A 26,316-nucleotide genomic window follows, 5' to 3' on the forward strand; every position below is an offset into this window, starting at 1 on the left:
AATCCTCTTTTGCAAACTAGAAATCGCGCGGCCGAGGCAGCATGCTGCTCTCGCCGTTCAACGCGCCGAAATCCATTAAAGTTCCTCGCCGTCCGGATCAAGCGGCGGCGGCCTTTGCCTTTTCCGCGAAAGCAAAGCGGATGCTGTCGGCGACCGCCTCCATAGGCCCCGAGAGCTGGGAGGCCGTCAGCAGCCGGATGTCGAACGAGCCGAGTTCAGGCAGGCCTTCTTGCGCACCGAGCATCACCATGCCGTCGGCCACATAGGAGCGCGGCAGCGGCGCGATCGCAAGGTCGGAAAGCACGGCGGCGCGCTGCGCCATCGTATGGCCGCTGAGATAGGCGACGCGGTAAGGCCGCTTGTTACGCTCAAGCTGCGCCAGTGCCTCCTGGCGCCAGATGCAGCCATCCTCCCAGATCGAGATCGGCAGGGGATCGCGCCTGTGGGCAGTACCGCATTTGGCGCCTGCCCAGACAAGGCGTTCACGAAACACGATCTCCCCGCCGGTCGGAAACGGCCGCGTGGCGCAATTGATCAGCGCCAGATCCAGCCTCTGCTCTTCCATGCGCTTCTTGAGGCCGATGCTCATGTCGATCGTCACGTCGACCATGATGCCCGGATAGCTCTCCGCGAAGCTCTTCAGGATACTTGGCAGCAGCCGCTCGCCGATATCCTCCGGCGCGCCGAGCCGCACGACGCCGCTGAGTTCCGGCATGATGAAGCGCGAGACCGCCTCGTTGGAGAGCGCCAAGATATTGCGAGCGTAAGTCAGCAAGAGCTCACCGTGCTGCGTCAGCGTCACCGAACGCGCATCACGCAAAAAGAGCGTCGCGCCGAGCTGTTCCTCGAGCTTCTTGATCTGCATGGAAACCGCCGACGGCGTGCGGAACACAGCCTCGGCTGCAGTCGAAAAATTACCCGTTTCCGCAATGGCGACAAAGGTTCTCAGAACATCATTGTCGAGCAACGGGATCGGGCGGCGAAAGGGCATAGTCATCGTCGCATCTTTCAATTTTTCTGATATTAAACACCATATCATTTCGTTTGTTTGAAAGTCAACGCAAAGCTATTTTAGCAACATGGCTCGATAAACAAAGGAGGCCATAATGACCGAGGCTGCACACAGCATTCTGGACATCTTCTTTGCGTTCAGGGCAAGGCAACTGCAGCGCACCACCTGGGAGAACACTATGCGGCAGATGACCGCGCTGCCCAGCCACCTGATCGCTGATGTCGACCCATATGCGCTCAACAATACCCGAGAAGGAGGCACGCAACCTTCTCCTCACCAGAGTTCTGCACGTTTGGCGATACAGACACTGCATGAAATGCGGTTCACGCCCGGCTCGTCCGCCGCCAGCTATCATCGCAACGTGTAGCTGGCTCCTAGGTGTGCAAGTCGGGGGTGTGCCCTCACTTGAACTATTGATGCCGCCAGACTTTCAACGCTGAAATCAGGAGGATCACGGCAAGCGTAGGCAATAGGAACACACTCGGTACAATGCTGAGAAGTAACCCGCCGATGAAGGTTCCGACAGTCGATCCCGCCGCCATCACGAGCAGAAATGCCTTGTTGCGACGGATAACCGAAAAGCTCTGATCCCGGCTGTAGCGGGTGAAGCCGACAAGCATCGTCGGCAGGCTCACCGCGAGCGAGAGGCTTCCGGCCAGCTTGATATCGGCGCCGAACAGTAGCACCAAAGTCGGTATCAGCAATTCCCCGCCTGCCACGCCGAGCAGCGAGGCTACCACGCCGATGACGAAGCCTGCGATCACGCCCGCGATCAGCTGGAACGGCCCAGTCAGAACCGGCTGACCTGCACGAGCGTCATGGCCGAGGACCAGCACCGCCGCGATAACAACGAGCAGGACGGCAATAACCTTGTAGAGCGTTTCCGATTTCAGGCGCGTTGCCCATCCGGCCCCACACCATGCACCAAGCAGGCTTCCGGCGAGCAGGTTGGCGGCGATAAGCCAGTTTTCGGCGATAACGGCGAAAGGCACCGTTCCGGCACGGAGCGGCAGGGCCGTCGCGACCACGACGAGGCTCATGGCTTTGTTAAGAATGACGGCTTCCAGGGCCGCGAAATTGAAGCGGCCAATCAGCAACGGCAAACGAAATTCCGCGCCGCCGAGGCCGATCAGCCCACCGAGCGCGCCAATAATTGCGCCTCCCGCGAATGCCATGGGTAAGTTGCGCGATTGAGATGCGGCCGCCGTTTCGTGTGTCATCGATATAGCCAGATGGAAGTACCGACTTTGTAGCGGCTTTTCTTGGCGCAGGCGAGATCAAGCGTCGCCGCCGCTAATGCTTCATCATCACTGGATGTGGCGAATGCGACAGCAGGTAGTGAGTGACACGGCCGAGCAGCAGCTCCAGGAAATAGCCATGGTTGAAAGCGCCAATCAAAAGGCACGTCGCATCCACCGACTTGGCGAAATCGAGGATCGCCTCTCCGACGGACCGGCTTCCCGAGCTGATTGCAACGACGTCGCCGTCAAGCCCCAGCTGATCTAGCAATTCCCTTGCCGTTGACTGGTAGCTTCCGTCCGGTTTGTCGTTGACGCATAGAACCGTCAAGCGATCGGCCGCAGCCAGCCAGCGCCTGGCGGCGGCGACGGCACCCTGCGCATGATCATGCGGTTTCCAGCCGATCACCACATGCCCCAGCAGATTGCCGGCATAGGCATCGGCAGGTGGTGCCAATACCAGCTTGTGCTCATTGAAAAGGAGATCGTGAAAAGCGTCGCGGGCATCCATGTTGCCATGGCATGGGGCGACGACGAGCGCCGTCTCATGGGCTTCGGCGGTCACGCAGCGATTGAGATCGCCGCGGCAGTCATCGAGAAGGAGCCGTTCTCGGCTGGGCTTGCCCTGCTTCCAATCCTCGAAGGCGCGGGCGACCCGCTCGAACCGCTCTTGCGGCGAGCCTTCGGCCAGGTCGCGCAGCATCTGCAGATCGATCTCCTCGGGCGCGGCGATCATCCGTTCCGGATCCGCACCGACATGGGCCACGGCCATGGTGCCGTGGATGGCGCGGGCGGCGTCTTCTGCGATATCCAGGCAAGGCTGCGCAGTTGCCGGATCGGGCAGCAGAGCGAGAACGTCGGCATGGACGGTCACTTCCCGCACATGGCCGGCGAAGATGACACCGGCTTCTGCCGGGGGCGGTTTCCGCGGGGTGTCGTTTACGGTCGCATTGCTCATACCGGGCCTCCTTTCGCGAGTGCTCCCACCTCGCTCCCGGTCGATCACGTTTGAAAGTTTACTCCTGTGTCCCATGGCTAGCAAACGCTGCACACTTGTTAGCACGCAATCACTCGTTGCCATGGAAGTGACGGTAGGAACTATTCCATGCACTTCATGACAACCCTAGCGTCATTGGCCCCACGGCCGCCCAGGCCGAAATGAAATGGAGAATCTACGCGAAATGCGCCTCCCTGCCCCGCGGCGGCCATCCCGCCGCGGAGCAAATGATCGTGGCGAAGCCGCGCCGCTTTCGCACCACTTGCGGCATCCTTTTGAACAATCAGGCAGTTTCCGCGTTCATTTGAAGGGCAAAGGAGCTCTTGATGTCATACGGATCGCTGAGTGCTTTTGGTGACACCTGGTGCCGGTACAGCCCGGACACCGAGACCCTCGAGGCCGCTCATGACCTGGTGGACCAATACCTCGTGTTCGCCGAGGAAGCGCAAGTGGGAAATGACATCATCGACGAGATCGAGCTGCCCGTCCCGAAGCCTGTCCTGATCAAGTCGTTTGGCCTCGTCATCGCTGCCGAGCACCGTCCGCAGATAAGAACTCTGCTGATCAAGGCCGCCATGACGCTTGCCCAGTACCGCGACGACGTCGGACCACGGATGCGGTTAAAGCCTACGACACCGCACGGCAGGCCGCGGGCGGCCCGATCGCGGGAATTCGAGCGCCGTCTCGAAAAGAAGCTTGTGGCGGTCGCTGCAGAACGGATCAACCTCGGCGCGTTCTATCGCCGCGCCTTTATCGAGGCCATGCATTGACGCCAGGTGCGGTCGCACCTTGCCTTGCCCGCGACGTTCAGATCGCCGCCTGCATCAGGTAGAGGGATCGTTCCGGAGGAAGCTGTGCAACCATTTTCATCATGATCTTGGGATCGACATGGGGAACGGATCGCAGTTGGCCGTCCCGGTAGATGATCGTCAAGACGCGCGTCTCTTCGTCATAATCGAGTTCAGCGATCGTTTTCGTGTACACCAGGAACCGCATGCCGTTTACACCTCGCTGGTCAATGGAACATCACCAAGGTGATGGTGCCGACCATGACCCACCCGGAAACGATAATCAGGGACATTCTCAACAACGCCGTCTTGATCGTCATGGAATACTCCAAATCGCTTCAACCAAACTAGCTGTACTTTGGGACGAGTGTGGCCTATCGGGCCGAACCCTCATCCCGGCGGGATTATATGTCTGACGCCCTTAGGCGAGTATGGGAGCCGAAGGCGTGACTGGAATCACCTCCAGCGCGACTAAGCACACCCTAATATAGGCAGTCGCGTGAAATCGACGTGACACACGTATTGCGCGAACAGCTGTATCGCGCGTCTCAATCTGTGCGCACAGCGACGGGGATAGGATAGGAACCTGATCCGGATCAGAAGTCGCCGAGTGCGTAGCCGGCGCCACGCACCGTCCGGATCACCTTATCGGCCTTGCCGAAACTGATGCCCTTCCGGAGACGCCCGATGTGTACGTCGACAGCGCGCTCATCGACACTGGCATCGTTACCCCACAGCGATGCCCTCAATTCCGATCGGGAGTGGACGCGGCCGGGGGACTTCATCAGAAACTCGAGCAGCCTGAACTCGGTGGGGCCGAGCTTGACTTCCTTCTTCTGCCTGTGAACCCGGCGGGCGTTCTTATCGAGCGTCAGATCCCCGACCTTCAGCGTGCTCTCCAGCAGCGCTGGATTGAGACGCCGCAGGAGGTTCCGCAAGCGGATGAGGAGTTCCACGGGGGAGACTGCCTTTATGAGGCAGTCGTCGGCTCCGGCGGAGAGAACGGCCAACCGGTCCTGCTCGAGGGCCGAGTCCAGCAGCACCACGATCGGAAGGCGGGCGGTCGCTCCAGTTGTCCGGAACTGGCGGCATGTCGAGATTGCCATCGAGCCAGGAGCCGGCGCACCGAATATCACCGCATCAGGCAGCCGCAACGCCACGAGCTCGACCAGCGACGCATGCGGGTGAAGACAGTTCACCGAATACCCTTCTGTCTCCAGAGCATGCTTCAGTGTCGCGAGCAGATCTTCGTCCTGCTCAACAACAAGTACCCGCACCGACATCTTCTCCGGCCTCCCTGCTATGCTTCCATCGAATATCCTGCGCCGCGGACGGTGCGGATGACGTCCTGCATGTTGGAGAAGTTCAGCGCCTTGCGCAGTCGACCGACATGAACGTCCACGGTGCGCTCGTCGACATAAATGTCGTGGCCCCAGACACCGTCCAGAAGCTGCGAACGCGAGAAGACGCGGCCGGGCGACGACATCAGGAATTCCAGTAGACGGAATTCGGTCGGGCCGAGACGGACTTCGCGGCTCTTGCGGTGAACACGATGCGTTTCGCGGTCGAGTTCGATATCGCCGCATTTCAGCACCGTGGAGAGCACCTCGGGCTTGGCGCGGCGCAGCATCGCCTTGACGCGGGCAACGAGTTCGGGCGTGGAGAACGGCTTGACCACGTAGTCGTCGGCGCCGGTGGAAAGGCCGCGCACACGCTCGCTTTCCTCGCCGCGCGCCGTCAGCATGATGATCGGCAGACGCTCCGTTTCCGGGCGCATGCGCAGGCGGCGGCAAAGCTCTATGCCCGACACGCCCGGCAGCATCCAATCGAGGATCAGAATATCCGGCGTGCGCTCCTGAAGCCTGATTTCGGCCTCGTCGCCGCGCAGAATGGTGTCGACCTCGAAACCTTCGGCCTCAAGGTTATAGCGAAGAAGCACGCTCAGTGCCTCTTCGTCTTCAACGACTGCAACTCTCGGGATCATTCGGTTCTGTCTCCTGAGGGCCGGTTCGGAATTGTCATTCCGTGACCGCGCCGACGGTGTTGGCAGTATCGTCCTTCGGACGTTCGCCTTCCGGCTGTGCGCCGGTCGCCATGTAATAGATCGTTTCGGCAATGTTAGTGGCGTGATCGCCGATGCGCTCGATGTTCTTCGCACAGAAGAGAAGATGCGTGCAGCTGGTGATGTTGCGCGGATCTTCCATCATGTAGGTCAACAGCTCGCGGAACAGCGAGGTGTACATCGCGTCGATTTCCTCGTCGCGCTCGCGGATCGACTTCGCCTTGTCGGCTGAACGCGAGGCATAGACGTCGAGTACTTCCTTGAGCTGGACCAGCGCCAGTTCGGAAAGATGCTCGAGACCGCGGGCGAGCTTGCGCGGAACGCCGGTGCTCTGCACGGCGATGACACGCTTGGCGGTGTTCTTGCCGAGATCGCCGACGCGCTCGAGATCGGCCGCGATGCGGATCGAGCCCATGATCTCGCGAAGGTCCGAGGCCACCGGCTGGCGGCGGGCAATCGTGACGATCGCCTTGTCGCCGATCTCGCGCTCGGCGTGATCCATGACGACATCGTCGGAGATGACCTTCTGGGCCAAGCCAGCGTCACCGTTAACCAGCGCGCGGACGGCGTCCGACACCATCTGCTCGGCAAGCCCGCCCATTTCCGAGATGCGGCGGGACAAATACTTCAGATCCTCGTCATAGGCAGAAAAGATATGGGTCGATGCCATTGGGATTGTCCTTGAATAGCCTGAACGCCGCAGCTCAGCCGAAGCGGCCCATGATGTAATCCTGGGTGCGCGGGTCGTCCGGATTGGTGAACATCTTGTCGGTGTCATTCTCCTCGACGAGATTGCCGAGGTGGAACATGGCGGTGCGCTGCGAAACGCGGGCTGCCTGCTGCATCGAGTGCGTCACGATGACAATACTGTAGTTCTCGCGAAGCTCGTGGATCAGCTCCTCGACCTTGGCGGTCGCGATCGGATCGAGCGCCGAGCACGGTTCGTCCATCAGGATGACTTCCGGGCTGACGGCAACGGCGCGCGCGATGCACAAGCGCTGCTGCTGGCCGCCCGACAGACCGGTGCCGGATTCCTGCAGGCGGTCCTTGACTTCGTTCCAGAGGCCGGCCTTATGGAGGCTGCTTTCGACGATCTGATCAAGGTCGGCCTTCGACCTCGCAATTCCATGGATGCGCGGTCCGTAAGAAACGTTCTCGTAGATAGACTTCGGGAACGGGTTCGGCTTCTGGAAGACCATGCCGACGCGGGCGCGGAGTTCCACGACGTCGATGTCCGGATCGTAGATATCCGCGTCGTCCAGCTTGATTTCGCCCGTGACGCGGCAATTGTCGATCGTGTCGTTCATGCGGTTCAAGCAACGCAGGAACGTGGACTTGCCGCAGCCCGATGGGCCGATGAGGGCGGTAACAGTGTTTTCGCGGACGTTCAGGTTCACGTCGAAAAGCGCACGCTTCTCGCCGTAGTAGACAGACACCGTCTTGCCGACCATCTTATAGGCGCTCGTATTCAGTTTCTGCTCCAGAGCCTTCTCAACTGCTGTTTCAGTCAACATGTTCATAATCCTTACTCCGTTACCAGCGGCGTTCAAAACGCTGCCTGAGGAAGATGGCGATTGCATTCATCAATATGAGGAAGCCCAACAGCACGAGAATTGCGGCGGAGGTCCTCGATACGAAGCCGCGCTCCGGGCTGTCCGCCCAGATGTAGATCTGGCTGGGAAGGGCCGTCGACGCCGCGAAGATACCATCCGGCGGGCTTGTGATGAAGGCGTTCATACCAATGAGCAGCAGCGGCGCCGTTTCACCAAGCGCTCGCGCGAGCGAGATGATCGCGCCGGTCATGACGGTCGGCATGGCGAGCGACAGCACGTGATGGAAGATCATCTCGTGCTTGGAGGCGCCGACCCCGAGAGCCGCCTCGCGGATCGAGGAAGGCACCGCTTTCAGCGACACGCGTGTGACGATGATGAGCGTCGGCAGCGTCATCAGCGAGAGAACGAGGCCGCCGACGAGCGGAGACGACCGCGGTAGGCCGAAGCCGTTCAGGAAGACGGCGAGCCCGAGGAGACCGAAGACCACCGACGGGACCGCCGCAAGGTTGTTGATGTTGATCTCGATGAGGTCGGTGAAACGGTTCTTGGGAGCGAACTCTTCCAGGTAGATCGCCGCCGCGATGCCGATCGGGAAGCTGATCGCGAAGCAGACCAGCAGCGACCAGAACGATCCGGAAATCGCGCCAGCCAAGCCAGCCAGTTCCGGGAAGCGGCTGTCGGCATTGAGGAAGAGCGCCCAGTTGAACGGGCTGGAGATCACGCCCTTGGATACGAGCTGGTCGATCATGCCGATCTGCTCGTCGCTGACGCGGCGCTGGCTCTCGGGCGTGTCCCGGCTGATCTCACCCTTGACGAACTGGTCGGCCGGGTCCGACATCGGGATAACGAAGGTGCTCGGCCCCTTAAGGCGCGCCGGATCCTTGATGACCGCGTCGCGGACGAGGAACGGTGCCGACGACGTGAAGAGGTCGAAGTAGGCCTTCTCCTGCCTGCGAGGCAAATCCCCCACCTGAGTGCGCAACGCGTCGCGTACAGCGCCGCGCCAATCGGCCTTCATCATATCGCTTGTATCGAGCTCAGCTTTGCTCAGGTCGATGTTGATGGTGGCCACCGTCTGGGTGAACGCCTTGTACCCCGTGAGCGTCAGAGAACCGATGAGGAAGGCGAGGAAGCCGAGCGCGAAAACAATCGCGATCATGCCATAAACCTGGAGACGGCGCTCGGCGGCATAGCGTGCCTTCCGGCGCGCCTTCATGTCGTCCGAATGCCAGTTGACACGCGTTCCGGCGACTGCGGTCGTGGACATCAGTATTTCTCCCGGTACTTGCGCACGGTGCGCAGCGCGATGAGGTTCAAGCCGAGCGTGACGAGGAAGAGCACGAGGCCGAGTGCAAAGGCCGCCAGCGTCTTCGGGTTGTCGAACTCCGAGTCGCCAATCAGCAGGGTGACGATCTGGACGGTCACGGTGGTGACCGCGTCGAACGGGTTGAGAGTAATCTTCGCGATCAGGCCGGCCGCCATGACGACGATCATCGTCTCGCCGACCGCACGGCTGAGTGCAAGAAGGACGCCGCCGATAATCCCTGGCAAAGCGGCGGGCAGCAGGACCTTGCGGATAGTCTCTCCCTTCGTCGCGCCAAGAGCCAGCGAACCGTCGCGCATGGCACGGGGCACTGCGGCAAAGGCGTCGTCCGAAAGCGAGGAAATGAACGGGATGATCATCACACCCATGACAAGGCCGGTGGCAAGCGCGCTGTTCGGCGACGAGGGTATCCCGACGGCCGCGCCCAGAGCCCTGATAGCAGGGGCGACAGTCAGCACGGCGAAGAAGCCGTAGACGACCGTCGGAACACCGGCGAGAATTTCGAGAAGCGGCTTCACGACGGCACGGAACCGCGGGTGCGCATACTCGGTCAGATAGATGGCGGAGAGGATGCCTGTCGGCACCGCGACCAGCATCGCGATCGCAGAGATGACAAACGTTCCGAACAGAACGGGAAGAACGCCGAACGCGCCCTGCCCCGCCACTTGGTCCGCACGAATGGCGATCTGAGGTTCCCAGCGCAGGCCGAAGAGAAATTCGGTAACCGGCACCTTCGCAAAGAAGTGCAGCGCTTCGAAGACGAGCGAGCCGACGATGCCCAGCGTGATGATGATGGCGACCAGGGAGGAGAACATCATGAAGCCCGTGACCGCAGTCTCGACGCTGTGGCGGGCGCGATACCGTGGGCTGATTACCTTCATGCCGAGGAACGCGCCGACGGCGGCGATGCAGAGGCCAATGGCCGTCATCAGGTAGGTAGAGTAGGTCTGGAGGGACCGCAGGTGCTCTGCTGCAGCGGCAACCTCGGGCGACGGCTGGCGGAACAGGTTTCCGGCCGCGACCTGGCGGATTTCGCCGATCAGCAGCGACCGTGCGGCACCGTCCATGGCTTCGGAGCCTGGATATGAGGCCACCACAAGCTGATTGATGACGCTGGACTGGAAGGCGAGCCAGAGAAGAAGAAATACGAAAGCGGGAACAGCAGTCCAAATCGCGGCATTGAGGCCGTGGTAAATCGGCCGGGAATGCGCCTTTATGCGGCTCGTTCCTGCCGTTGTCGCTACGGCGAGGGCGCGCGAGCCTCCAAAGTAGGCCGCGATCACGGCCGCGGCAACCAATACGAGGAAGAGATAACCGGACATGTTGCCCCCATGTGAGAAGAAGCCGCCCGCGGGGTGCGCGGGCGGCCGGTGAAATTCGATATTACGAGCCGAGCTTCTTGGCGGCCAGGACAGCCTTCTCGACTTCCTCGCGCTTGGAGTCGTCAAGCGGCGTCAGGCCACGTTCGGCAAGATAGCCGTCCTCGCCCATCGAAGCCTTGGAAGTGTACTCTTCCAGGAACTCCTTCATGCCAGGAATGACGTCGCGGTGCGCATTCTTGACGTAAATGAAGAGCGGGCGGGATACCGGGTAGGAGCCGTCCTTGATGGTGTCGAAGCTGGCTTCCACACCTTCGATCTTGATGTCCTTGAGCTTGTCTTCGTTCTCGTAGAGGAACGAATAGCCGAAGATGCCAACGGAATTCGGATCGGATTCAAGACGCTGAACGATGAGGTTGTCGTTTTCGCCGGCTTCGATGAACGGACCGTCCTGGCGCATGCGCGAGCAGGCTTCCGTGTATTTCTTCTCGTCGGCCTTCTTGATGTCGGCCATGCCAGGAACCTTGGCGCAGCCCTCGAGCATGACCAGTTCGACGAAGGCGTCGCGGGTGCCGGAGGTCGGCGGCGGGCCAAAGGCGACGATGTTGACGTCCGGAAGGGACTTGTCAATGTCGGACCACTTCTTGTTCGGGTTGGCGACGAGGCCGCCCTTGCCGTCGGGAAGCTGGGCAGCGAGCGCCTGGAAGATCTGTTCCTTGGTCAGGTTCCAGTCGCCAGTATTGGAACGGGAGACGGCGATCGAGAGGCCGTCATAGCCGATGAGGGCTTCTGTGATGTCGGTCACGCCGTTGCCGGCGCAGAGCTTGACTTCCGATTCCTTGATCGCGCGGGAAGCGCCGGTGATGTCTGCGAAGTCTTCGCCGACGCCGCCGCAGAAGGCCTTGAAGCCGCCGCCCGTACCGGTCGACTCGACAACCGGGGCAGGCTTGCCGGTCTTGTTCGCGAACTCTTCAGCGACGGCCTGGGTGTAAGGGAACACGGTGGACGAACCGACGATCTTGATCTGATCGCGGGCCGATGCGACGCCTGCGGTTGCCAGCAAAATAGCGGCGACTGCGCAGCTTCCGAGATATTTCTTCATGGATACTCTCCCGTAGAATTTAACGATGACGCTTCGGCGTCGGCTCCCCTCTATAGGCACCACGTAACAGTTTTGTGACAGTTTTGTATCAATTCATTGTACGGGAAGGAAGGCATCGGCGATGCGCGCCAGCTGCGCCAGTGAGGCCGATTTTTAAGTATCGAACCAAAAACAAATTAGACAAACAGAGTCAATGCCTTCCCGACACTTGCCCATCTGATTTCGAACTGAGCGGGCAGGTTCCGGCGTCCAGGCAGAAAAGAGCTGGCCAACACATCCATTATCCGTCGCGCAGCCAAGGGAAAATCGGCAAACATTATAAAAGTGACATAAAACCGACATTACACCGTTAAGAACGCGGCATATGTCCCCTCCAACGCAATGACGAGGGACGCGCCAATGCTGGAAATAACGGATTTGACCCGGCGGTTCGGTGGCAAGACGGCGGTCGACCAGACGAACCTGAGAATACCGCAGGGCCAAATGGTGGGCATCATCGGCCGCTCGGGCGCCGGCAAATCCACGCTTCTTCGCATGATCAACCGCCTGCAGGAGCCGACGTCCGGCTCCATCCGATTCAGCGGCGTCGAAGTCTCCGCACTCCGCGGCGAAGCCCTGCGCAACTGGCAGCGCGATTGCGCGATGATCTTCCAGCAGTTCAATCTCGTCCCTCGCCTCGACGTTCTGACCAATGTCATGCTCGGCCGCCTCAATCACCGCCCGACCATGCTGAGCATCCTCAACATCTTCAGCCGCGACGAGCGCATTCATGCGATTGCGGCTCTGGAGCGCCTCGGCATCGAGCAGACGGCGCTGCAGACCGCCGGCACGCTCTCCGGCGGCCAGCAGCAGCGCGTGGCGATCGCGCGCGCCCTGATGCAGAACCCGAAGATGGTACTCGCCGACGAGCCGATCGCCTCGCTCGACCCGCTGAACGCCAAAATCGTGATGGATGCGCTGCGCGACATCAACGAGCGCGAGGGCATTACCGTCATCACCAACCTGCATACGCTCGATACGGCGCGCAACTATTGCGAACGCATTGTCGGGATGGCCGCCGGCCGCGTCGTTTTCGACGGCAAGCCTTCAGAGCTGACAGCGGCTGCGGTCAAGGAAATCTACGGCACCGACAAGGATGGCGCCGGCATCGACGAGACCATGACGTCTACCTCGATCAACATGCCCGCGCCAGCCACCGCTCAAGCATCCGTCGGCCTGCAACCGGTTGCCCTGGCGGGCCTCTGAGAGACGGCGGCGATCGACCGCCCCGTCAAGGGCACACTTCTTCGTAACAGCAAGACCACCGGGGAACCGGTCAATCAGGAGAGAACCATGTTGAAGAAAGCACTCTTTGCCGCGACAGCGCTTTTAGCGCTTGCCGGCGCTGCCGCAGCCGAAGACCTCAAGGAATTCCGTGTCGGCATTCTCGGCGGCGAAAACGAGGCTGATCGCCTGCGCAATTTCCAGTGCCTGTCGGAAAAGCTTCCCGCTGCGATCGGTGTCGAGAAGGTCTCCTTCTTCCCGGCAGCCGACTATGACGGCGTCGTCCAGGGCCTGCTCGGCGGCACGCTGGACTACGCAGAACTTGGCGCCTCCGCCTATGCCAAGGTCTATCTCGCCAATTCCAAGGCCGTCGAACCGATCCTGACGACCGTGCAGACCGACGGCGCAACCGGCTATTACTCGGTCATGGTCGCCCGCAAGGACAGCGGCATCAAGAAGCTCGAAGACATGAAGGGCAAGAAGCTCGGCTTTGCCGATCCTGACTCGACTTCCGGCTACCTTGTTCCCCTCGTCACGCTGCCGGAAGCCATTGGCGCTCCGGTCAAGGAATACTTCTCTTCCACCGGCTTTGGCGGCGGCCACGAGAACCTCGTCTTGGAAGTCGTAAAGGGCAACTTCGACGCGGGCACCACCTGGGCGTCGGGCGTGGGCGAGTTCAAGGATGGCTACAGCTCCGGTAACCTTCGCAAGATGGTCGACAAGGGCATCCTGAACATGGACGACCTCGTCGAACTCTGGAAGTCGCCGCTCATCCCGAACGGCCCGGTCGTCATCCGCTCCTCGCTGAACGACGACATGAAGACCAAGTTCAAGGCATTCATGCTCGGCCTGCCGAAGTCGGACCCGGCCTGCTTCGCTGCCATCCAGGGCGGCGACTTCAAGGGCTACACCGAGGTCAACGTCGACTTCTACAAGCCGATCATTGACGTCCGCAAGGCAGCCATTGGCGGCTGATACCGTTTCCTCCCGCAAAGCCGCCGGATCCCTCCGGCGGCTTTGCCATATCCCACGTTCGACAGGCTGAAGATGAGCGACACTGCGCTGCGCCACCCCCCGAGTGAAACTGCAAGCATGATCGAGCGGCACTGGCATGAGCTTGCCTCCCGGCGCCGCGGCCAGACGTTGCTTGCCCTGTTTCTCGTCGTCGTCTTCACCGCGGGTTCGGTGTGGTTCGCCAATGAGACCAACGCGGGCAAATTTTGGGACCGCCTCCGCTATCTGGCGGACTTCGTGGGGGACCTCGTGCCGCGCGACGCGTGGGAGCCGGTGCGTGCCCTGCTCGATCTCCCCTCCCCCTATTACGACGGGAGCCAGAAGTACGACTACCCCGAGGGCCGGTTCTACGTCACGCAGACCCTCTACGTTCCGGAATATGTCGAAAAGATCGTCGAGACGGTGAATATCGCCATCTTCTCCACAGGCGTCGGCTTCTGCCTGGGATTCGTGCTCTGCTTCTCCGCAGCGAAGAACATGACGCCGAATCCTTATGTCAGGGGCGCCGTACGCCGCTTCATGGAAATTCTTCGAGCGTTTCCCGAGGTCGTCATCGCAGGCTTCTGTCTGGCAATTCTGTCGCTGGGGCCGGTCCCTGCGATCATCGCACTATCCGTCCACACCACCGGAGCGCTCGGAAAGATGTTCTTCGAGGTGGTGGAGAACGCCGACATGCGCCCCGACGAAGGCCTGCGGGCCGTCGGCGCGACCTGGCTCGAACGGGTCTGGTTCGCAATGGTGCCGCAGGTCATGCCCAACTTCGTGAGCTATTTCCTCCTGAGGCTTGAGATCAACGTGCGGGCGTCCACGATCATCGGTGCGGTCGGCGGCGGCGGCATCGGCGAGCTTCTCAGGCTCTCGATCGGACAGGGTCATCCGGCCAAGACTCTTGCGATCGTATTCCTGCTTTTCTGCACCATCATTGCCGTCGACCAGTTCTCCGCATGGCTGCGTAAAAGGCTGGTCGGCGAGCAGTCGTTCCGCGCCGTGGTATGAGGTTGCATCGATGAACACGCTTTCGCCCGTCCAAAAGGCCGACATCGCCGCGCGCCACCCGCAGCTCTTCGACACCACCTCGCTGCGCCGCTACCGCGCTCCTCTTCTCGTCATTCTCGCAGCCGCCTATGTCGCGTTCTCGTTCTGGTTCTTCGCGTTCGGAAAGGTCTTCTCTCAGGCCGACTACTCGATCGCCGGCACCTACCTTGCCGACTGGATCTCCTTCGAGGTTCGTCCCGAGATCGACATGGCAGCCGACGGGACCATGAAGATTTCCTATTCCCGGTTCGATCCGCTCGGCGAACATCCGAACCCCGACTGGGTGCAGACCGAAAAATCCGTCGTCACCCATCAGACCGGCACAGCCACACCGACGGCCAGCCCGTCCGAGCCACAGACAAAGCCGAAAAGCAGCATATTGCTGATGGCTCCCGGTGCGGCCATGGGATCGTCCGCACCTAAAGGGTCCGGCTCGCCCGCGCAGCACCCGGTGGCGACCGCTCCGGCAATCGTCACCGAGGAGGTTGTCACACGGGCGCGGATCGCCATGAGCAGCAGTTCCTCGATAGAAATGACTGCCAATAAGGCGGTGTTGACGAGAGGCGGAGAAACGGTCGTCGTGCCGATGGGCAGGCCGGACATCCGCATTGGAGCTCCCCTTCCGGACTGGGCGTCGCAGAGGCGGCCGGGCGAGAAGATCATAGCCAGCTTCGGATTCGCGGGCTGGGCGGAAGTCACGACCAACGACGTCAAGGTCCACAAGCGGTTTCTCGGGTGGGTGAATTTCCTGTTCGACACGCGGTCTCCCTTCTTCGGGAAGCCATATTCCGAGGTTGCAAGCCTCATCCTCAGCGGTCCACGCATCGACCCGGAGCGAAGCAACCTCGCTCTCGCCTGGGACAACATCCTCTACAACAGCGAATGGCAGCACCTCGACGTCTGGACGAAGCTCCTGCAGACCATCGTGATGGCGTTCGTGGGCACCCTGTTCGCCTCGCTCGTCGCTTTCCCCCTGGCATTCGTGGCGGCACGCAACATCACCCGCAACCGCCCTACGAACCAGGTGACGAAAAGGTTCTTCGATTTCCTTCGCTCCGTCGACATGCTGATCTGGGCGCTTTTCTTCACACGCGGCTTCGGGCCTGGGCCTCTGGCCGGCATCTCGGCGATCTTCTTCACGGATACCGGGACGCTGGGCAAACTGTATTCGGAATCGCTCGAGAACATCGACGAGAAGCAGCGGGAAGGCGTCCGCTCCGTCGGAGCGTCGCCGATTGCGGTGCAGCGGTTCGGCGTCCTGCCGCAGGTGCTTCCTGTCTTCGCGTCCCAGGCCCTCTACTTCTGGGAGTCCAACACGCGCTCCGCGACGATCATCGGCGCCGTCGGCGCGGGAGGAATCGGCCTCAAACTCTGGGAGGCGATGCGCACCAACCAGGACTGGGAGAACGTCGGCTACATGGTGCTCCTCATTCTGATTGTCGTGTTTGCCTTCGACGCCGTCTCGAATGCGATCCGGTCACGTCTGATGGGACGCCGCTGAACGCTTGGCAGCAGGCGTTTGGTTCTTGTGTCAGCTCACTGAATTACTATCTATGATGAGTGCTCCTACGAAGACTTATCGAGGTTTATTTTTCCTCGACTGCGTCTTTTGCTCATCGTTCAAGATGAGCTTCCTGAGTCAACAAACTGCATTTGGCAGACAAAAGAATTCGCCTCGTTTTGCCCACTTGCCGGCGGAAGTTGATAATGATTCAGCTAACTGATTGAAATACTTAAGCCTGGAACAAATATTGATCGAAGCCGCCCGTCACTTTCATCTATTGCGACAAGCCTCTTTTCCCAGTTTCGTCCCTAAGCGTACCGAGGACCGTCGCAGGCGAATCCGCCTTCGGCGCACTCTGCGATTAGCCGCATGATGAGAAGATCGAACTTCGCGTGCAACTCTCATTATCCGGGTCCTGGGCATTCAGCGTGTCTCCTGGTGAGCAGGCAACACACGACGCGAGGTTCGTTTCATTGTGAGGGAACATTCCCCATAGCATCTCAGTTTAGCGGCATGAAATTCAAGAGGATGATGCCATGGCTACCCATTTAGACGAGCGCGGCAACCGGGTCGCGTCAGAGGACAAGGATAAGGATAAGGATGTCGTGGAATCGCCGGTCGAAGCACGACAAGGGTTTCTGGGCCGTCCGGTCTTGATGGTCCTGGTCGGGGGCCTGTTTCTGGCGATGATCGCTTGGGGCATCTCGGAAATGTTTGGCGAGGCGGTTGACAACGATGCGGCGACCGACGTCAACCAATCGACCACGACGGAGCCGAATGCCGTTGTCACTCCTACCGACCAAAAGGTGATCGACAATACCCCTCCGGCCGGTGAGAAGATGCAAACCGCGCCGACGGATCGCGATCCGACTGCTGGATCCGGTACGGGCGGAGATTCTCAGTCTGTCGCGCCAGCAGGCACCGAGAAAACACAATAACCTCCGACGAAAAGAAGACACATGACAAAGCGCGAACTCATCGATAGCGGCACCGACAAACGCTACGTCCGGCGCGACGAAGACGTCCGGCTCAAGGAATCAGTGGACGTCGGAAAATCTCTGGCAACCGACCGCCGCACGAAGGCCAAGACAATGGCAAAAACGGGCGAAGGTGACAAAGGCGATCACGAGCGCTGATGAAGATCACTTTGTCTTGCATTGTCATGAATTCGCTTCGGAAAGGCGATTTCGCTCATTTCGGCCCTCGCGAGCCGCAGCCATTGTTTGACGCTTTTCGCCCCAGATTCTTAGCCGCCCCCGCAATTGTTTGTGAGGGAGGGTCAGGTTATTATAGAGCAATGCCGTGTCGTATGCTAAGTGCGTGGATAGCTGTGAACGGCATAGGAAAACCACACGACAGGACGATATAGCTTGAGACATCCAGGCGATGATAATTTTGCCAATCGTCGCAAAGCGGCGAACGAAGCCAAGCAGCACCTGCTTGACAAACTCAAGGCCGCGCCCAAGGCCGACGACCCTGAGATGGTCGCCAGGCGAGCCGAACGACGGGCCACAGCCGAGGCGCGTGAACTACGACGTGCCGAGCGCGTGAAGTCAAAACAGGAAGAAGCGGAACGCAACCTTGCCGCCGCAGCCGCCCTGGCTGACGCAGCCAATGCTGAGGCGCGGGCGAAAGCCGAGGAGCGCGAAACGCAAGAAAGAGAGCGAATTGCCAGAGTGATCTCAGACGAGGCAGATCGGAAGGCTGAGCGGGACCGCCGCTACGCAGCCCGCAAGGCGCGGCGCGTCTAAAAGACAAGGCAGGTCTGGTTGATCAAAGTCCTCAGACTATGAGGACGATCAGCTTTCGGTCGAACAGGCAGACGATGGATCGTGGTCGTTGGTTCGGTGGCAGCTTGTCAGCGAGGATGGCGATGAAGACCAGGTTGTCGATCCCCAACACGATTTCGAGAGCGATCAAGGTCGCAAGACCAGCCCAAGCCTCTGGATCAGACATGTCGACAGAGCCGCATACCGCGAAATGCATAGAGCGTGAAGACAGATCGTTGTAATCGCTGCGCCAACTAGAAAACGCCGACCGAACATGAGCCAGTGACGAGAAAAGCGTTTCATTCAATAGCTCATCTCGCAACCGTACATTGAAGCTCTCGATGAAGGCGTTCTGGATTGGCTTGCCAGGCGCGATGTAATCCCAACCCACCTTGGTTCAATCCGTCCATTGAAGGATCACGTTGCTGGTGAATTCGCTGCCATTGTCACTGACGATCATCTTGGATTTTCCGCGTTCCTCGATGATCCGATCCAGCTCACGAGCAACACGCAGGGCGGAGAGCGAGGTATCGGCCACGAGACCCAGGCATTCTCTGGTAAAAGAAAACTTCCTTCTGGAAGCAAGAAAAAGTTCCCCTGATACCACTATATGTGACGAACTCGGTTTAAAGAGAATCATCCAAGCCACTGATTTGCAACAACACGGTCAGCTTATAGCGGATCTCATCCGTCAGCACCCGTAGAACGACCGTGACTATCGTTGGGTTGTTCCGTTGTCGCGGAAGCGGGTCACCAATTCGCGATGCTCAAGTTAGGCAGGGCAGCAAGGCGGCCGGACTAGGCGACACCACGAAGGGCCTGGCAGAGTGTGAGCGGGCCTCCATGCCGAAGATTCTTCTCTCGTTGAACATGAAAGACATCCCGGAACCAACCGACCTCCCGCGCCTCTTTTGGCGTCATTCCAAACTCGTGTCTGAAGGCCCGGCTATATGCGGACGGATCGTCAAAACCCCATTCCTCCGCGATATGAAATATAGCCCGAACGTCATTGCTATTGGTGATTCCTGCACGCGTCCTGACCAGACGCTCATGCCGGATATAGGCCGCAACACCACCCAGCGGCTCGAATAATCGATATAACCGGGAGCGCGAGACACCTAGCTCGCTGCAGATCGTCTCGGCAGTGAGCGAGTGGTCGGCAAGTCTCGTGTTTATCAAACGCTTGGCGCGTTCCAGAACCACCGCCCCGATTGGTGTGTGAGCGTCTACGACCCGATCTTGCGAGGGAGCTAGACACGCGATGATAAGGTTCCTCGTGGCCTCGACCACGTATGGCACCTCTGCCACGGTGAGGTCGGCCAACGATCGAGCCAGAAGCACAAGGTAGTCGGCGAGGAGATGGCCGAACGCTCCCTCCATCTTCCTATGGAGCAGGCTCTCGAGCGTGGACGTCGCGACAAACCCATCTGACGGAAGAAAGACCGACAATGCGCCCTCATCTTCCACCATAACCTCGAACGGTTTGGCCAGGCATCGAAGATGGGGCAAGGTCTGCCCTCCAGAGGCGCGCTCCAGGGCCTGGACCGGCAAGCACAAATACCAGTTATCCAATGCCGCCTTCTTCACGTGCCGCCATTCGTGGGCGTAGCCTTTTCCTGGCAGGACAGTGGAAACAACCAGCATCGAACCGAGTATCCAGACCTTCAGTCGGGCGGGAAAGGAACCGTCCGCGCTCTTGCAGAATGTCAGATCAGCGACGCCAACGTGAGCACTCCTGAATATCTCGAATTGGTTGTCCCTGGGAAACGATTGGGTACTCAGATCTATCGAGCAAGGGAATTTGTAATCAATCGCTCGCTCGGTACCCGTCTCTGGCATGTTGTCCATGACAATACCTTCGCCGATGTCCACGAAAGATTTTTCATTTCAAACCTGAGCAGTAGTATCATTTTTTACAACAAACCACAACCGCTACGGAGGTATTTGGAGATCGTGATATCGCGCTACAGCTGCATTTCGCGCCGCACGGCGCTGTTTTCTACTTCGCGCTTCTTGTGGCGGCAGCCTCGCCCCACTGCGGGATCTTTTCGGGACACCCTGCTCAGGTTGTGGATTCTGCGCTCACGACTCTGCGGCTGCTCCAACTAAGATGGGTTGTAGTTCGTCCGCGTCGGCGATGTCGGCGTTGCGCCTCGCGCTGCGGGGCTAAGGGGTAGGAGATCACCCATGTCCACGGCGGGAGCGGCTCCAAAAACCGTTATGCAGAGATTCCTCGATGGGGTCGAAAAGGTGGGCAACATGGTCCCCCACCCCGTCATAATCTTTCTCATCCTCATCGCCATAGTGATTGGACTGTCGGCCCTTCTGGGTACATTCGGTGCCTCGATAACCTTTGAGCGGATCAATCCGGAAAGCCATGAGATCGAAGCCGCTACGACTTCGATCAGGAGCCTGCTGAACACCGACGGCATCCGCTTCATGTACGAGTCGCTCATCCCGAATTTCATGAGCTTCACCGCGGTCGGGCTGATGATAGCCGCGATGGTTGGCGCTGGCGTCGCCGAGGAATCCGGGCTTGTGACGGCGTTGATTCGGAAACTGGTGATTGTATCCCCGCGCTGGGCGCTGACCTACATCCTTGCTTTCGTGGGCATCATCGCCAGCGTTGCGGCGGACGCTGGCTATCTCGTCCTTATTCCTCTCGCGGGCATCGCATATCTCGCTGTCGGGCGTCACCCCCTTGCAGGTCTCGCCTTGGGCTTTGCCGCCGTCGCCGGGGCATTCACCGTGAACATGCTGATCAAGCCGCTCGACGCGGTTCTTGTCGAGTTCACCAATGACGCCGCCCATCTTGTCGACGCGACCAGGTCGATCGGGTTGGCCTCCAATGTCTGGTTCTCTGTCGCATCAGTTCTGTTCCTGACCGTAGTGATTGCCTTCATTTCGGACCGCATGATCGAACCGAGGCTCGGCCCTTACACCCCTGACCGACCGGTGGACGGTGAGCGCACCGGCGAAGGAGCGGTGCTTTCTGAATCGGAATCACGGGGGCTGCGGTTCGCGTTGTTCGGACTGATTGGCCTCGTGATCGTGTTCTGCCTCCTGACGCTGCCCAGCGGCGCACCGCTACGGAACGCCGAGACGGGCGAACTGATCGGCAACTCGCCTTTCATGAACGGCCTAATCGCGCTGATCATGCTGATCTTCCTTGTCTCCGGCTGGTGCTACGGAATCGGAGCCGGCACTCTTCGGACTCTCACCGAGGTGATCACGGCGATCGAGAAATCCGTCAGGAATCTAGGAGGCACGATCTTCCTATTCTTCGTGCTGAGCCAGTTCGTCGCCTATTTCACGTATACTAACATGGGCACCGTCATGGCCCTGAGCCTCTCCGGAGCGCTGCAGGCCGCCAGTATCGGAGCACTGCCCTTGCTCCTCGGATTTATCATCGTCGTCGCGATCATAGATCTCCTGCTGACGGGTGCGATCGCCAAATGGGCGATATTCGCACCAGTCTTTGTTCCCCTTCTGATGAAGCTCGGAGTAGAGCCGGAGGCGGTCCTAGCTGCCTATCGTGTTGGGGATTCTCCGATGAACGCCATCACTCCGCTGAACGCGTACTTCGCGTTGGTCGTAGGTTTCGCCCAGAAGTACGACAAGTCGGCTGGCGTCGGGACCATTGTATCCCTGATGCTGCCTTACGTGGCTTGGATGTTCGTGTCGTGGACCTTGCTATTCGCGGCTTGGAAGATGGTGGGACTACCCTGGGGGCTATGAGAGCTGCTTGAGCGCCAGAATCTAATCGCATCAAAGGATGGACACGATGGACAACCCCTCGATTCCCTTGGACAAGACTGCTGCCGAAGAACACCTCATGCGGTTCCTCTCCGTCGAAGGCGTGACAGGTCATGAGGCGAACATCGCGTCGGCGGTCATCGAAGCTCTGAAAGCTGTTGGCGTTCCTGAAGCGGATATCCGCTTCGATGATGCAAACGACAGGATTCCTCTGCCAACCGAAACGGGGAACCTGATTGTCGATCTTCCGGGAACCCGCCCCGGCCCTCGCCTGCTATTCTCCACGCATCTCGACACCGTCCCTTTATGTGCGGGGGCAAAGCCGCGACGTGATGGCGACCGTATAGTATCGGACGGAACAACCGCTCTCGGTGGCGACGCGCGCACAGGAGTAGCGCTTCTGGTGGTGGCGGCGGAGATGCTGATCAAGCATAACCTCCCGCACCCGCCAATCACCCTCCTGTTCACCGTGCGCGAAGAGAGCGGATTGCATGGCGCGCGCGAACTCGATCCGGCCGTCCTCGGCGGACCGGTGATGTGCGTCAACGTCGACGGCCAGCTCGCATCGGACCTCATCGTTGGAGCAGTGGGGCAGGAGAACTGGGAAGTGGAAATCCACGGACAGGCGTCCCACGCCGGCGTCGCTCCGGAGAAGGGTATCTCAGCGACGCTCGTGGGAGCTCTCGCCCTTGCCGAGGCCCATGCGGCAGGCTGGTTCGGGAAAGTCGAGAAACCCGACGGTCGCGGCACAAGCAACATCGGAATATTCGGGGGGAAGAACGGCGGGCCTGCCGGCGACGCCACCAACGTCGTCACCGACTACGCCTTCCTAAGAGGCGAGGCCCGCAGCCCCGAACTGACCTTCGCGACGATAATCGCCAAGGGATATAAAGCCGCTTTCGAGAAGGCGAAGAACAGCGTGAAAGACCACCACGGAGCGACTGCCCGCGTGACCTTTACCCACAAAATCGCCTACCCGCCCTTCAAGCTGAACGAAGATGCACCCGTCGTGGTTCGTGCGACCAAGGCAATGAAGTCGCTGGGACTCGAGCCGAACTATCTGTTCTCAAACGGCGGCCTCGACGCAAACTGGCTAGACAAGCACGGCATCCCGACGATCACGATCGGCGCAGGCCAAGCGGAAATCCACACCGTGAAGGAGTATGTCGACCTCGCGGAGTACGAGAAAGGATGCCGCCTGGGTGTGCTTCTCGCGACGATGCCGGACTAGCCTTCACTTAGGACGTGCGAATGATCGCGCGAACAGGGACCTGCAAAGTTTTCCGCCAGACGCAGTTGTTAGAAGGAAGCTGACCAATTGAGCCCGATAGCCTATATCGCCGCAATCGTCGCCGGGGCCGTCGTTTTGTTCGTTTGGAACAAGCTGCCAGTGGTTCTGGTCGCCATCATGACCGCAATGGCACTCTGGGCAAGTGGGGTGTTGACGGTCGAGCAGGCACTCGCAGGGTTCGGAGATCCTGCTGTCATCTTCATCGCATCACTGTTTGTGATCAGTGCAGGCCTCGAGGTGACCGGCGTGACGGCCTGGGCAGGACAGCTTCTCATCCGCGGAGCGGGCAAGGAAAGCAGATTTCGCCTTCTGCTACTGACCATGGGCCTGGTCGCGCTCCTTACAGCGCTCATCAGCGTCAACGGGGCCGTCGCCGCCCTGCTGCCAGTGGTGGTGGTTATTGCAGTAAGGCTCCGGCGGTATTCATCGCAACTTCTCATGCCGCTGGTGTTCGCCGCGCATGCCGGATCGAAGCTCGCGCTTACCGGATCCCCGGTGAACGTGCTGGTCTCGGACGCTGGCCGCGATGCTGGTGTAGGCGAATTCGGCTTCTTCGAGTTCGGGCTCGTCGGTGTTCCACTGCTTGCCGGAACCATGGCAATAATCATACTCTTTGGCCGTCCTCTCCTGCCGGAACGGAACGGCGCGGCGATGCCGGCCGACTTTAGCCGGCACGCCAAGACGCTGGTCGAACAATATGGCCTTGAAAGCGGTATTCACCAGATGCGGGTGCGGGCAAGCTCGCCTTATGTTGGCGCAGCAGCTTCGTCCATCGTTCTCTCGGGGACGGCCAATCTTCAACTGGTTGCCGTACAGGACGCCGAGACGGGCGCGCCTCTCCGCAGAGCTACTATCGCCGAAGGAGACTACCTCCTGGTGCGGGGCGACAACGAGGCGGTGGCGGCTCTCGCCGCCGACATGCATCTAGCCTTCCGTGAGAAGACTGAATCCTCAAGCGGCGAGGACATGCTCTTTAATCGCCGGTCCGGCCTTGCGGAGGTAGTCATTCCGCCCCGCTCGGGCCTAATCGGCAGGTCAGTGTTCCCTGGTATGGTCACAGAAAGCGGAGACCTCATCGTTCTCGCGGTACAAAGGGGCGGCAACGAGATCGACAGCGAGGCAGGCGGCAAACGCTCAGGCACGACCACCTTGCAGGCTGGCGACACGATGCTACTTCAAGGTACCTGGAAGGCATTGGATATGCACCTCGACGACCCGGATGTCCTGGTCGTCAGCTCGCCGGAACTTGTCCGGCGTCAAGCAGTTCCAATGGGTCCGGGAGCATGGCAGGCGATCGCCATCCTTATCGCCATGGTGTTTCTGCTCGCGACGGGAATAGTGCCTCCGGTTGTTGCGGGTCTCCTGGCTGCCGGCGCGACGATCCTCGCCGGGATCATGACGGTCGAGCAGTCGTATCGCGCGATAGGATGGACGACCGTGATTCTTGTCGGCGCCATGATGCCGCTTTCCACAGCGATGGTGGAGACGGGAGCGGCAAAGCTTATGGCCGAGCAGCTTGTCGATCTAGTTGGCGATGCGGGACCTATCGCTCTTCTGGCTGGTCTCTTTCTGATGACCGCCGTGCTGGGGCAACTGATCAGCAACACGGCGACAGCCCTGATCATCATTCCCATCGGCGTGGCCGCAGCGACGACCATGGGCGTTTCCCCTCATCCGGTTCTCATGAGTACGTCCGTCGCCGCAGCGGCGGCGTTCCTGACCCCGATCGCCACACCGACGAACCTGATGGTCATGGGACCGGGAGGGTATGCGTTCAGCGATTACTGGAAGCTCGGCCTGCCTCTGATTATATGGTTCTTCGTCGTCTCGGTATTCATCGTTCCTCTCATATGGCGCTTCTAGGGTGGAACTCCTACCGCCATAACCTCGGTTTATCCCGGAGTTGCCCACATGCCGCCGATTGTCCCTCGAGGTGCACGATGATTGAGCGCGCTCCGGCAGCTGTGCCGACCATCCTTACAGTGATCGGCACGACAACGGCCCTTTATTTCGCGGACGCGGTGCTGGCACCTGTCGCAGGCGCGCTGTTCATCATCGCCATACTGTGGCCGCTTCAAAGCCGCCTGCAAGTACATCTGCCCAGAGTTTTGGCGTTGGCCATCGTCGCGGCGCTGCTGTTAGGGATCTTTCTAGTGTTCATGTCCCTCCTGACGTTGAGCTTCGGCAGGATCGGGCGCTCGCTGATGGCGGATGTCGGTCAGTTTCAATTGCTTTACACTCGCCTCGCCGAATGGCTGGAGGGGCATGGAATACCTCTGGGCGGAGTCTGGGCCGATAACTTCAACTCCCGGGTCCTGTTGCGCGTCCTGCAAGGAATTTCGGCTCGGCTGAACACGATGTCGCGTTCTGGCTCGTGGTTCTCGTTTATGTCATCCTCGGACTTTTGGAGGTGCCCGACTTGGGAAACAGGATCCGTCGGCTGGCAGACAGCCGAAACGCTGCTCACATGATCAAATGCTTCGCACTCGCGTCATCGAGGATCCGACGTTACCTTCTTATCAGGACGATCATGAGCGCGGCAACCGGGCTGGCAGTCTGGGCACTTGCCGCTGCATTCGGTCTGCGATTGGCCGCCGAATGGGGAATAGTCGCGTTCGCATTGAACTATATCCCGTTCATCGGTCCCTGGATCGCGACGCTGCTTCCGACATGCTATGCCCTTGCTCAGTTCCAGTCCCCGCAGTCCGCTCTGGTCGTCTTTGCATGCTTGAGTGCTGCACAGTTTGTGATAGGGAGCTACATCGAGCCAAGAGTGGCGGGAAACACGCTCGGCATCTCTCCGTCGCTCGTCCTCTTTTCCGTCTTCCTTTGGACGTTTCTCTGGGGAATATTCGGCGCGTTCATCGGCGTGCCCATCACGATCGCGGTCCTCGCGTTCTGCACCCAGTTCGCGTCGACCAGATGGATAGCGGAACTTTTGGGCACAGAGGGGGTGGCAAACGGAGAACTTGAACGCAGCTGACGCTCGATCCGCCGCGCGCACTCCTGTCAAACTGATGTCTGCTAGGGACGAGAACGAGAACCAGCCGACGCCGTCTTGCATGGGCGATGTCTGGTTGATGAATCCTGACAAGGCCATCAGTTCGCCGTTGTCGCCGGTCGCCATTTTTAGCGCCTCTGCAGGTTTGTACGGCGACCAAGCCGTGCAAGCGAAGCTTCCGACCGGAACGGCTGGTTCCTCGAAGTCGTCTGCCAGGCTTGGAGCGAGCGCATCTGGCGACACAGTAAAAACGACCGATATTCATAGCCGATACCACCGTCTTCCGAA

26 protein-coding genes and 2 pseudogenes are annotated in these 26,316 nt (G+C 59.9%); 14 read left to right on the forward strand and 14 right to left on the reverse strand.

Going from position 1 to position 26,316, the window contains the following annotated elements; translation table 11 throughout:
• Positions 1 to 97 precede the first annotated feature (97 nt).
• Entirely contained in the window at positions 98 to 1,039 is a 942-nt protein-coding gene (locus ISN39_RS09830; protein WP_194729920.1) for a LysR family transcriptional regulator, read from the reverse strand.
• Positions 1,040 to 1,106: 67 nt separating this feature from the next.
• Between ISN39_RS09830 and ISN39_RS09835 the strand changes: the two genes are divergently transcribed.
• Positions 1,107 to 1,379, forward strand: a complete 273-nt coding sequence (locus ISN39_RS09835) for a hypothetical protein (RefSeq protein ID WP_194729921.1) — start codon at positions 1,107 to 1,109, stop codon at positions 1,377 to 1,379.
• Between the two features lie 43 nt (positions 1,380 to 1,422).
• Here ISN39_RS09835 and ISN39_RS09840 read toward each other — a convergent pair whose 3' ends face one another.
• Positions 1,423 to 2,232, reverse strand: coding sequence for a sulfite exporter TauE/SafE family protein (locus ISN39_RS09840; RefSeq protein WP_194729922.1), 810 nt, complete (start codon positions 2,230 to 2,232; stop codon positions 1,423 to 1,425).
• Positions 2,233 to 2,305: 73 nt separating this feature from the next.
• Positions 2,306 to 3,208 (reverse strand): universal stress protein, encoded by a 903-nt coding sequence (locus ISN39_RS09845; protein WP_194729923.1) that lies wholly within the window; start codon positions 3,206 to 3,208, stop codon positions 2,306 to 2,308.
• A 365-nt stretch (positions 3,209 to 3,573) separates the two neighbouring features.
• On the opposite strand from ISN39_RS09845, the gene ISN39_RS09850 reads away from it, so the two are divergent.
• Positions 3,574 to 4,017 (forward strand): hypothetical protein, encoded by a 444-nt coding sequence (locus ISN39_RS09850; protein WP_194729924.1) that lies wholly within the window; start codon positions 3,574 to 3,576, stop codon positions 4,015 to 4,017.
• 37 nt (positions 4,018 to 4,054) lie between these two features.
• On the opposite strand, the gene ISN39_RS09855 is transcribed toward ISN39_RS09850, so the two are convergent.
• From ISN39_RS09855 to ISN39_RS09890, 8 genes are all read right to left on the reverse strand, one after another.
• A complete protein-coding gene (locus tag ISN39_RS09855; protein WP_074068664.1) occupies positions 4,055 to 4,243 on the reverse strand; it encodes a hypothetical protein in 189 nt (62 codons plus the stop codon).
• A 388-nt stretch (positions 4,244 to 4,631) separates the two neighbouring features.
• On the reverse strand, positions 4,632 to 5,318 hold the full coding sequence (locus ISN39_RS09860) for a winged helix-turn-helix domain-containing protein (RefSeq protein WP_074068666.1): 687 nt from the start codon (positions 5,316 to 5,318) through the stop codon (positions 4,632 to 4,634).
• 17 nt (positions 5,319 to 5,335) lie between these two features.
• Positions 5,336 to 6,019 carry a phosphate regulon transcriptional regulator PhoB gene (gene phoB / locus ISN39_RS09865; RefSeq protein ID WP_022714998.1) on the reverse strand — a complete coding sequence of 228 codons (684 nt, stop codon included), beginning with the start codon at positions 6,017 to 6,019 and terminating at the stop codon, positions 5,336 to 5,338.
• 34 nt (positions 6,020 to 6,053) lie between these two features.
• Complete coding sequence (gene phoU, locus ISN39_RS09870) at positions 6,054 to 6,767, reverse strand: phosphate signaling complex protein PhoU (protein ID WP_074068669.1); 714 nt, start codon at positions 6,765 to 6,767, stop codon at positions 6,054 to 6,056.
• A 34-nt stretch (positions 6,768 to 6,801) separates the two neighbouring features.
• Positions 6,802 to 7,617: a phosphate ABC transporter ATP-binding protein PstB gene (gene pstB / locus ISN39_RS09875; protein WP_074068671.1), complete on the reverse strand. Its 816-nt coding sequence runs from the start codon at positions 7,615 to 7,617 to the stop codon at positions 6,802 to 6,804.
• A gap of 13 nt (positions 7,618 to 7,630) precedes the next feature.
• Positions 7,631 to 8,917, reverse strand: coding sequence for a phosphate ABC transporter permease PstA (pstA, locus tag ISN39_RS09880; RefSeq protein ID WP_074068673.1), 1,287 nt, complete (start codon positions 8,915 to 8,917; stop codon positions 7,631 to 7,633).
• Positions 8,917 to 10,296 carry a phosphate ABC transporter permease subunit PstC gene (pstC, locus tag ISN39_RS09885; protein ID WP_074068676.1) on the reverse strand — a complete coding sequence of 460 codons (1,380 nt, stop codon included), beginning with the start codon at positions 10,294 to 10,296 and terminating at the stop codon, positions 8,917 to 8,919. The genes pstA and pstC overlap by 1 nt, the downstream gene beginning before the upstream one ends.
• Before the next feature lie 61 nt (positions 10,297 to 10,357).
• Positions 10,358 to 11,395 (reverse strand): PstS family phosphate ABC transporter substrate-binding protein, encoded by a 1,038-nt coding sequence (locus ISN39_RS09890; RefSeq protein WP_074068678.1) that lies wholly within the window; start codon positions 11,393 to 11,395, stop codon positions 10,358 to 10,360.
• A 399-nt stretch (positions 11,396 to 11,794) separates the two neighbouring features.
• Between ISN39_RS09890 and phnC the strand changes: the two genes are divergently transcribed.
• From phnC to ISN39_RS09925, 7 genes are all read left to right on the forward strand, one after another.
• Positions 11,795 to 12,640, forward strand: coding sequence for a phosphonate ABC transporter ATP-binding protein (gene phnC / locus ISN39_RS09895; RefSeq protein WP_194729925.1), 846 nt, complete (start codon positions 11,795 to 11,797; stop codon positions 12,638 to 12,640).
• Between the two features lie 87 nt (positions 12,641 to 12,727).
• The gene (gene phnD, locus ISN39_RS09900) at positions 12,728 to 13,633 is read left to right on the forward strand and encodes a phosphonate ABC transporter substrate-binding protein (protein WP_194729926.1); all 906 of its coding nucleotides are present in this window, start codon (positions 12,728 to 12,730) and stop codon (positions 13,631 to 13,633) included.
• Between the two features lie 72 nt (positions 13,634 to 13,705).
• Positions 13,706 to 14,668: a phosphonate ABC transporter, permease protein PhnE gene (gene phnE, locus ISN39_RS09905; RefSeq protein WP_194729927.1), complete on the forward strand. Its 963-nt coding sequence runs from the start codon at positions 13,706 to 13,708 to the stop codon at positions 14,666 to 14,668.
• Positions 14,669 to 14,678: 10 nt separating this feature from the next.
• Positions 14,679 to 16,208 carry a phosphonate ABC transporter, permease protein PhnE gene (phnE, locus tag ISN39_RS09910; RefSeq protein ID WP_194729928.1) on the forward strand — a complete coding sequence of 510 codons (1,530 nt, stop codon included), beginning with the start codon at positions 14,679 to 14,681 and terminating at the stop codon, positions 16,206 to 16,208.
• A gap of 539 nt (positions 16,209 to 16,747) precedes the next feature.
• Positions 16,748 to 17,149, forward strand: coding sequence for a hypothetical protein (locus ISN39_RS09915; protein WP_194729929.1), 402 nt, complete (start codon positions 16,748 to 16,750; stop codon positions 17,147 to 17,149).
• Positions 17,150 to 17,170: 21 nt separating this feature from the next.
• The gene (locus ISN39_RS09920; protein ID WP_194729930.1) at positions 17,171 to 17,347 is read left to right on the forward strand and encodes a hypothetical protein; all 177 of its coding nucleotides are present in this window, start codon (positions 17,171 to 17,173) and stop codon (positions 17,345 to 17,347) included.
• Between the two features lie 234 nt (positions 17,348 to 17,581).
• A complete protein-coding gene (locus ISN39_RS09925) occupies positions 17,582 to 17,962 on the forward strand; it encodes a DUF6481 family protein (RefSeq protein ID WP_194729931.1) in 381 nt (126 codons plus the stop codon).
• Between the two features lie 76 nt (positions 17,963 to 18,038).
• Here the strand turns inward: ISN39_RS09925 and ISN39_RS09930 are convergent.
• From ISN39_RS09930 to ISN39_RS09940, 3 genes and pseudogenes are all read right to left on the reverse strand, one after another.
• A pseudogene (locus tag ISN39_RS09930) lies at positions 18,039 to 18,197 on the reverse strand (hypothetical protein); the annotation flags it as partial.
• 18 nt (positions 18,198 to 18,215) lie between these two features.
• Positions 18,216 to 18,539: pseudogene (locus ISN39_RS09935) on the reverse strand (integrase core domain-containing protein); the annotation flags it as partial.
• 239 nt (positions 18,540 to 18,778) lie between these two features.
• Positions 18,779 to 19,852 carry a helix-turn-helix domain-containing protein gene (locus ISN39_RS09940; protein ID WP_246763316.1) on the reverse strand — a complete coding sequence of 358 codons (1,074 nt, stop codon included), beginning with the start codon at positions 19,850 to 19,852 and terminating at the stop codon, positions 18,779 to 18,781.
• A gap of 315 nt (positions 19,853 to 20,167) precedes the next feature.
• Here ISN39_RS09940 and ISN39_RS09945 point away from each other — a divergent pair, with 315 nt between their 5' ends.
• From ISN39_RS09945 to ISN39_RS36215, 5 genes are all read left to right on the forward strand, one after another.
• On the forward strand, positions 20,168 to 21,718 hold the full coding sequence (locus tag ISN39_RS09945; protein ID WP_194729932.1) for an AbgT family transporter: 1,551 nt from the start codon (positions 20,168 to 20,170) through the stop codon (positions 21,716 to 21,718).
• A gap of 37 nt (positions 21,719 to 21,755) precedes the next feature.
• Positions 21,756 to 22,967: a M20/M25/M40 family metallo-hydrolase gene (locus ISN39_RS09950; RefSeq protein WP_194729933.1), complete on the forward strand. Its 1,212-nt coding sequence runs from the start codon at positions 21,756 to 21,758 to the stop codon at positions 22,965 to 22,967.
• Between the two features lie 87 nt (positions 22,968 to 23,054).
• On the forward strand, positions 23,055 to 24,890 hold the full coding sequence (locus ISN39_RS09955; RefSeq protein ID WP_194729934.1) for an SLC13 family permease: 1,836 nt from the start codon (positions 23,055 to 23,057) through the stop codon (positions 24,888 to 24,890).
• Between the two features lie 77 nt (positions 24,891 to 24,967).
• Entirely contained in the window at positions 24,968 to 25,498 is a 531-nt protein-coding gene (locus tag ISN39_RS36210; RefSeq protein ID WP_246763317.1) for a hypothetical protein, read from the forward strand.
• Positions 25,438 to 26,010: an AI-2E family transporter gene (locus ISN39_RS36215; RefSeq protein ID WP_246763328.1), complete on the forward strand. Its 573-nt coding sequence runs from the start codon at positions 25,438 to 25,440 to the stop codon at positions 26,008 to 26,010. Before ISN39_RS36210 ends, ISN39_RS36215 begins: the two co-directional genes overlap by 61 nt.
• The last annotated feature ends 306 nt before the right edge of the window (positions 26,011 to 26,316 follow it).

The sequence above is a fragment of the Rhizobium sp. 007 genome (assembly GCF_015353075.1).
GTDB lineage: Bacteria > Pseudomonadota > Alphaproteobacteria > Rhizobiales > Rhizobiaceae > Rhizobium.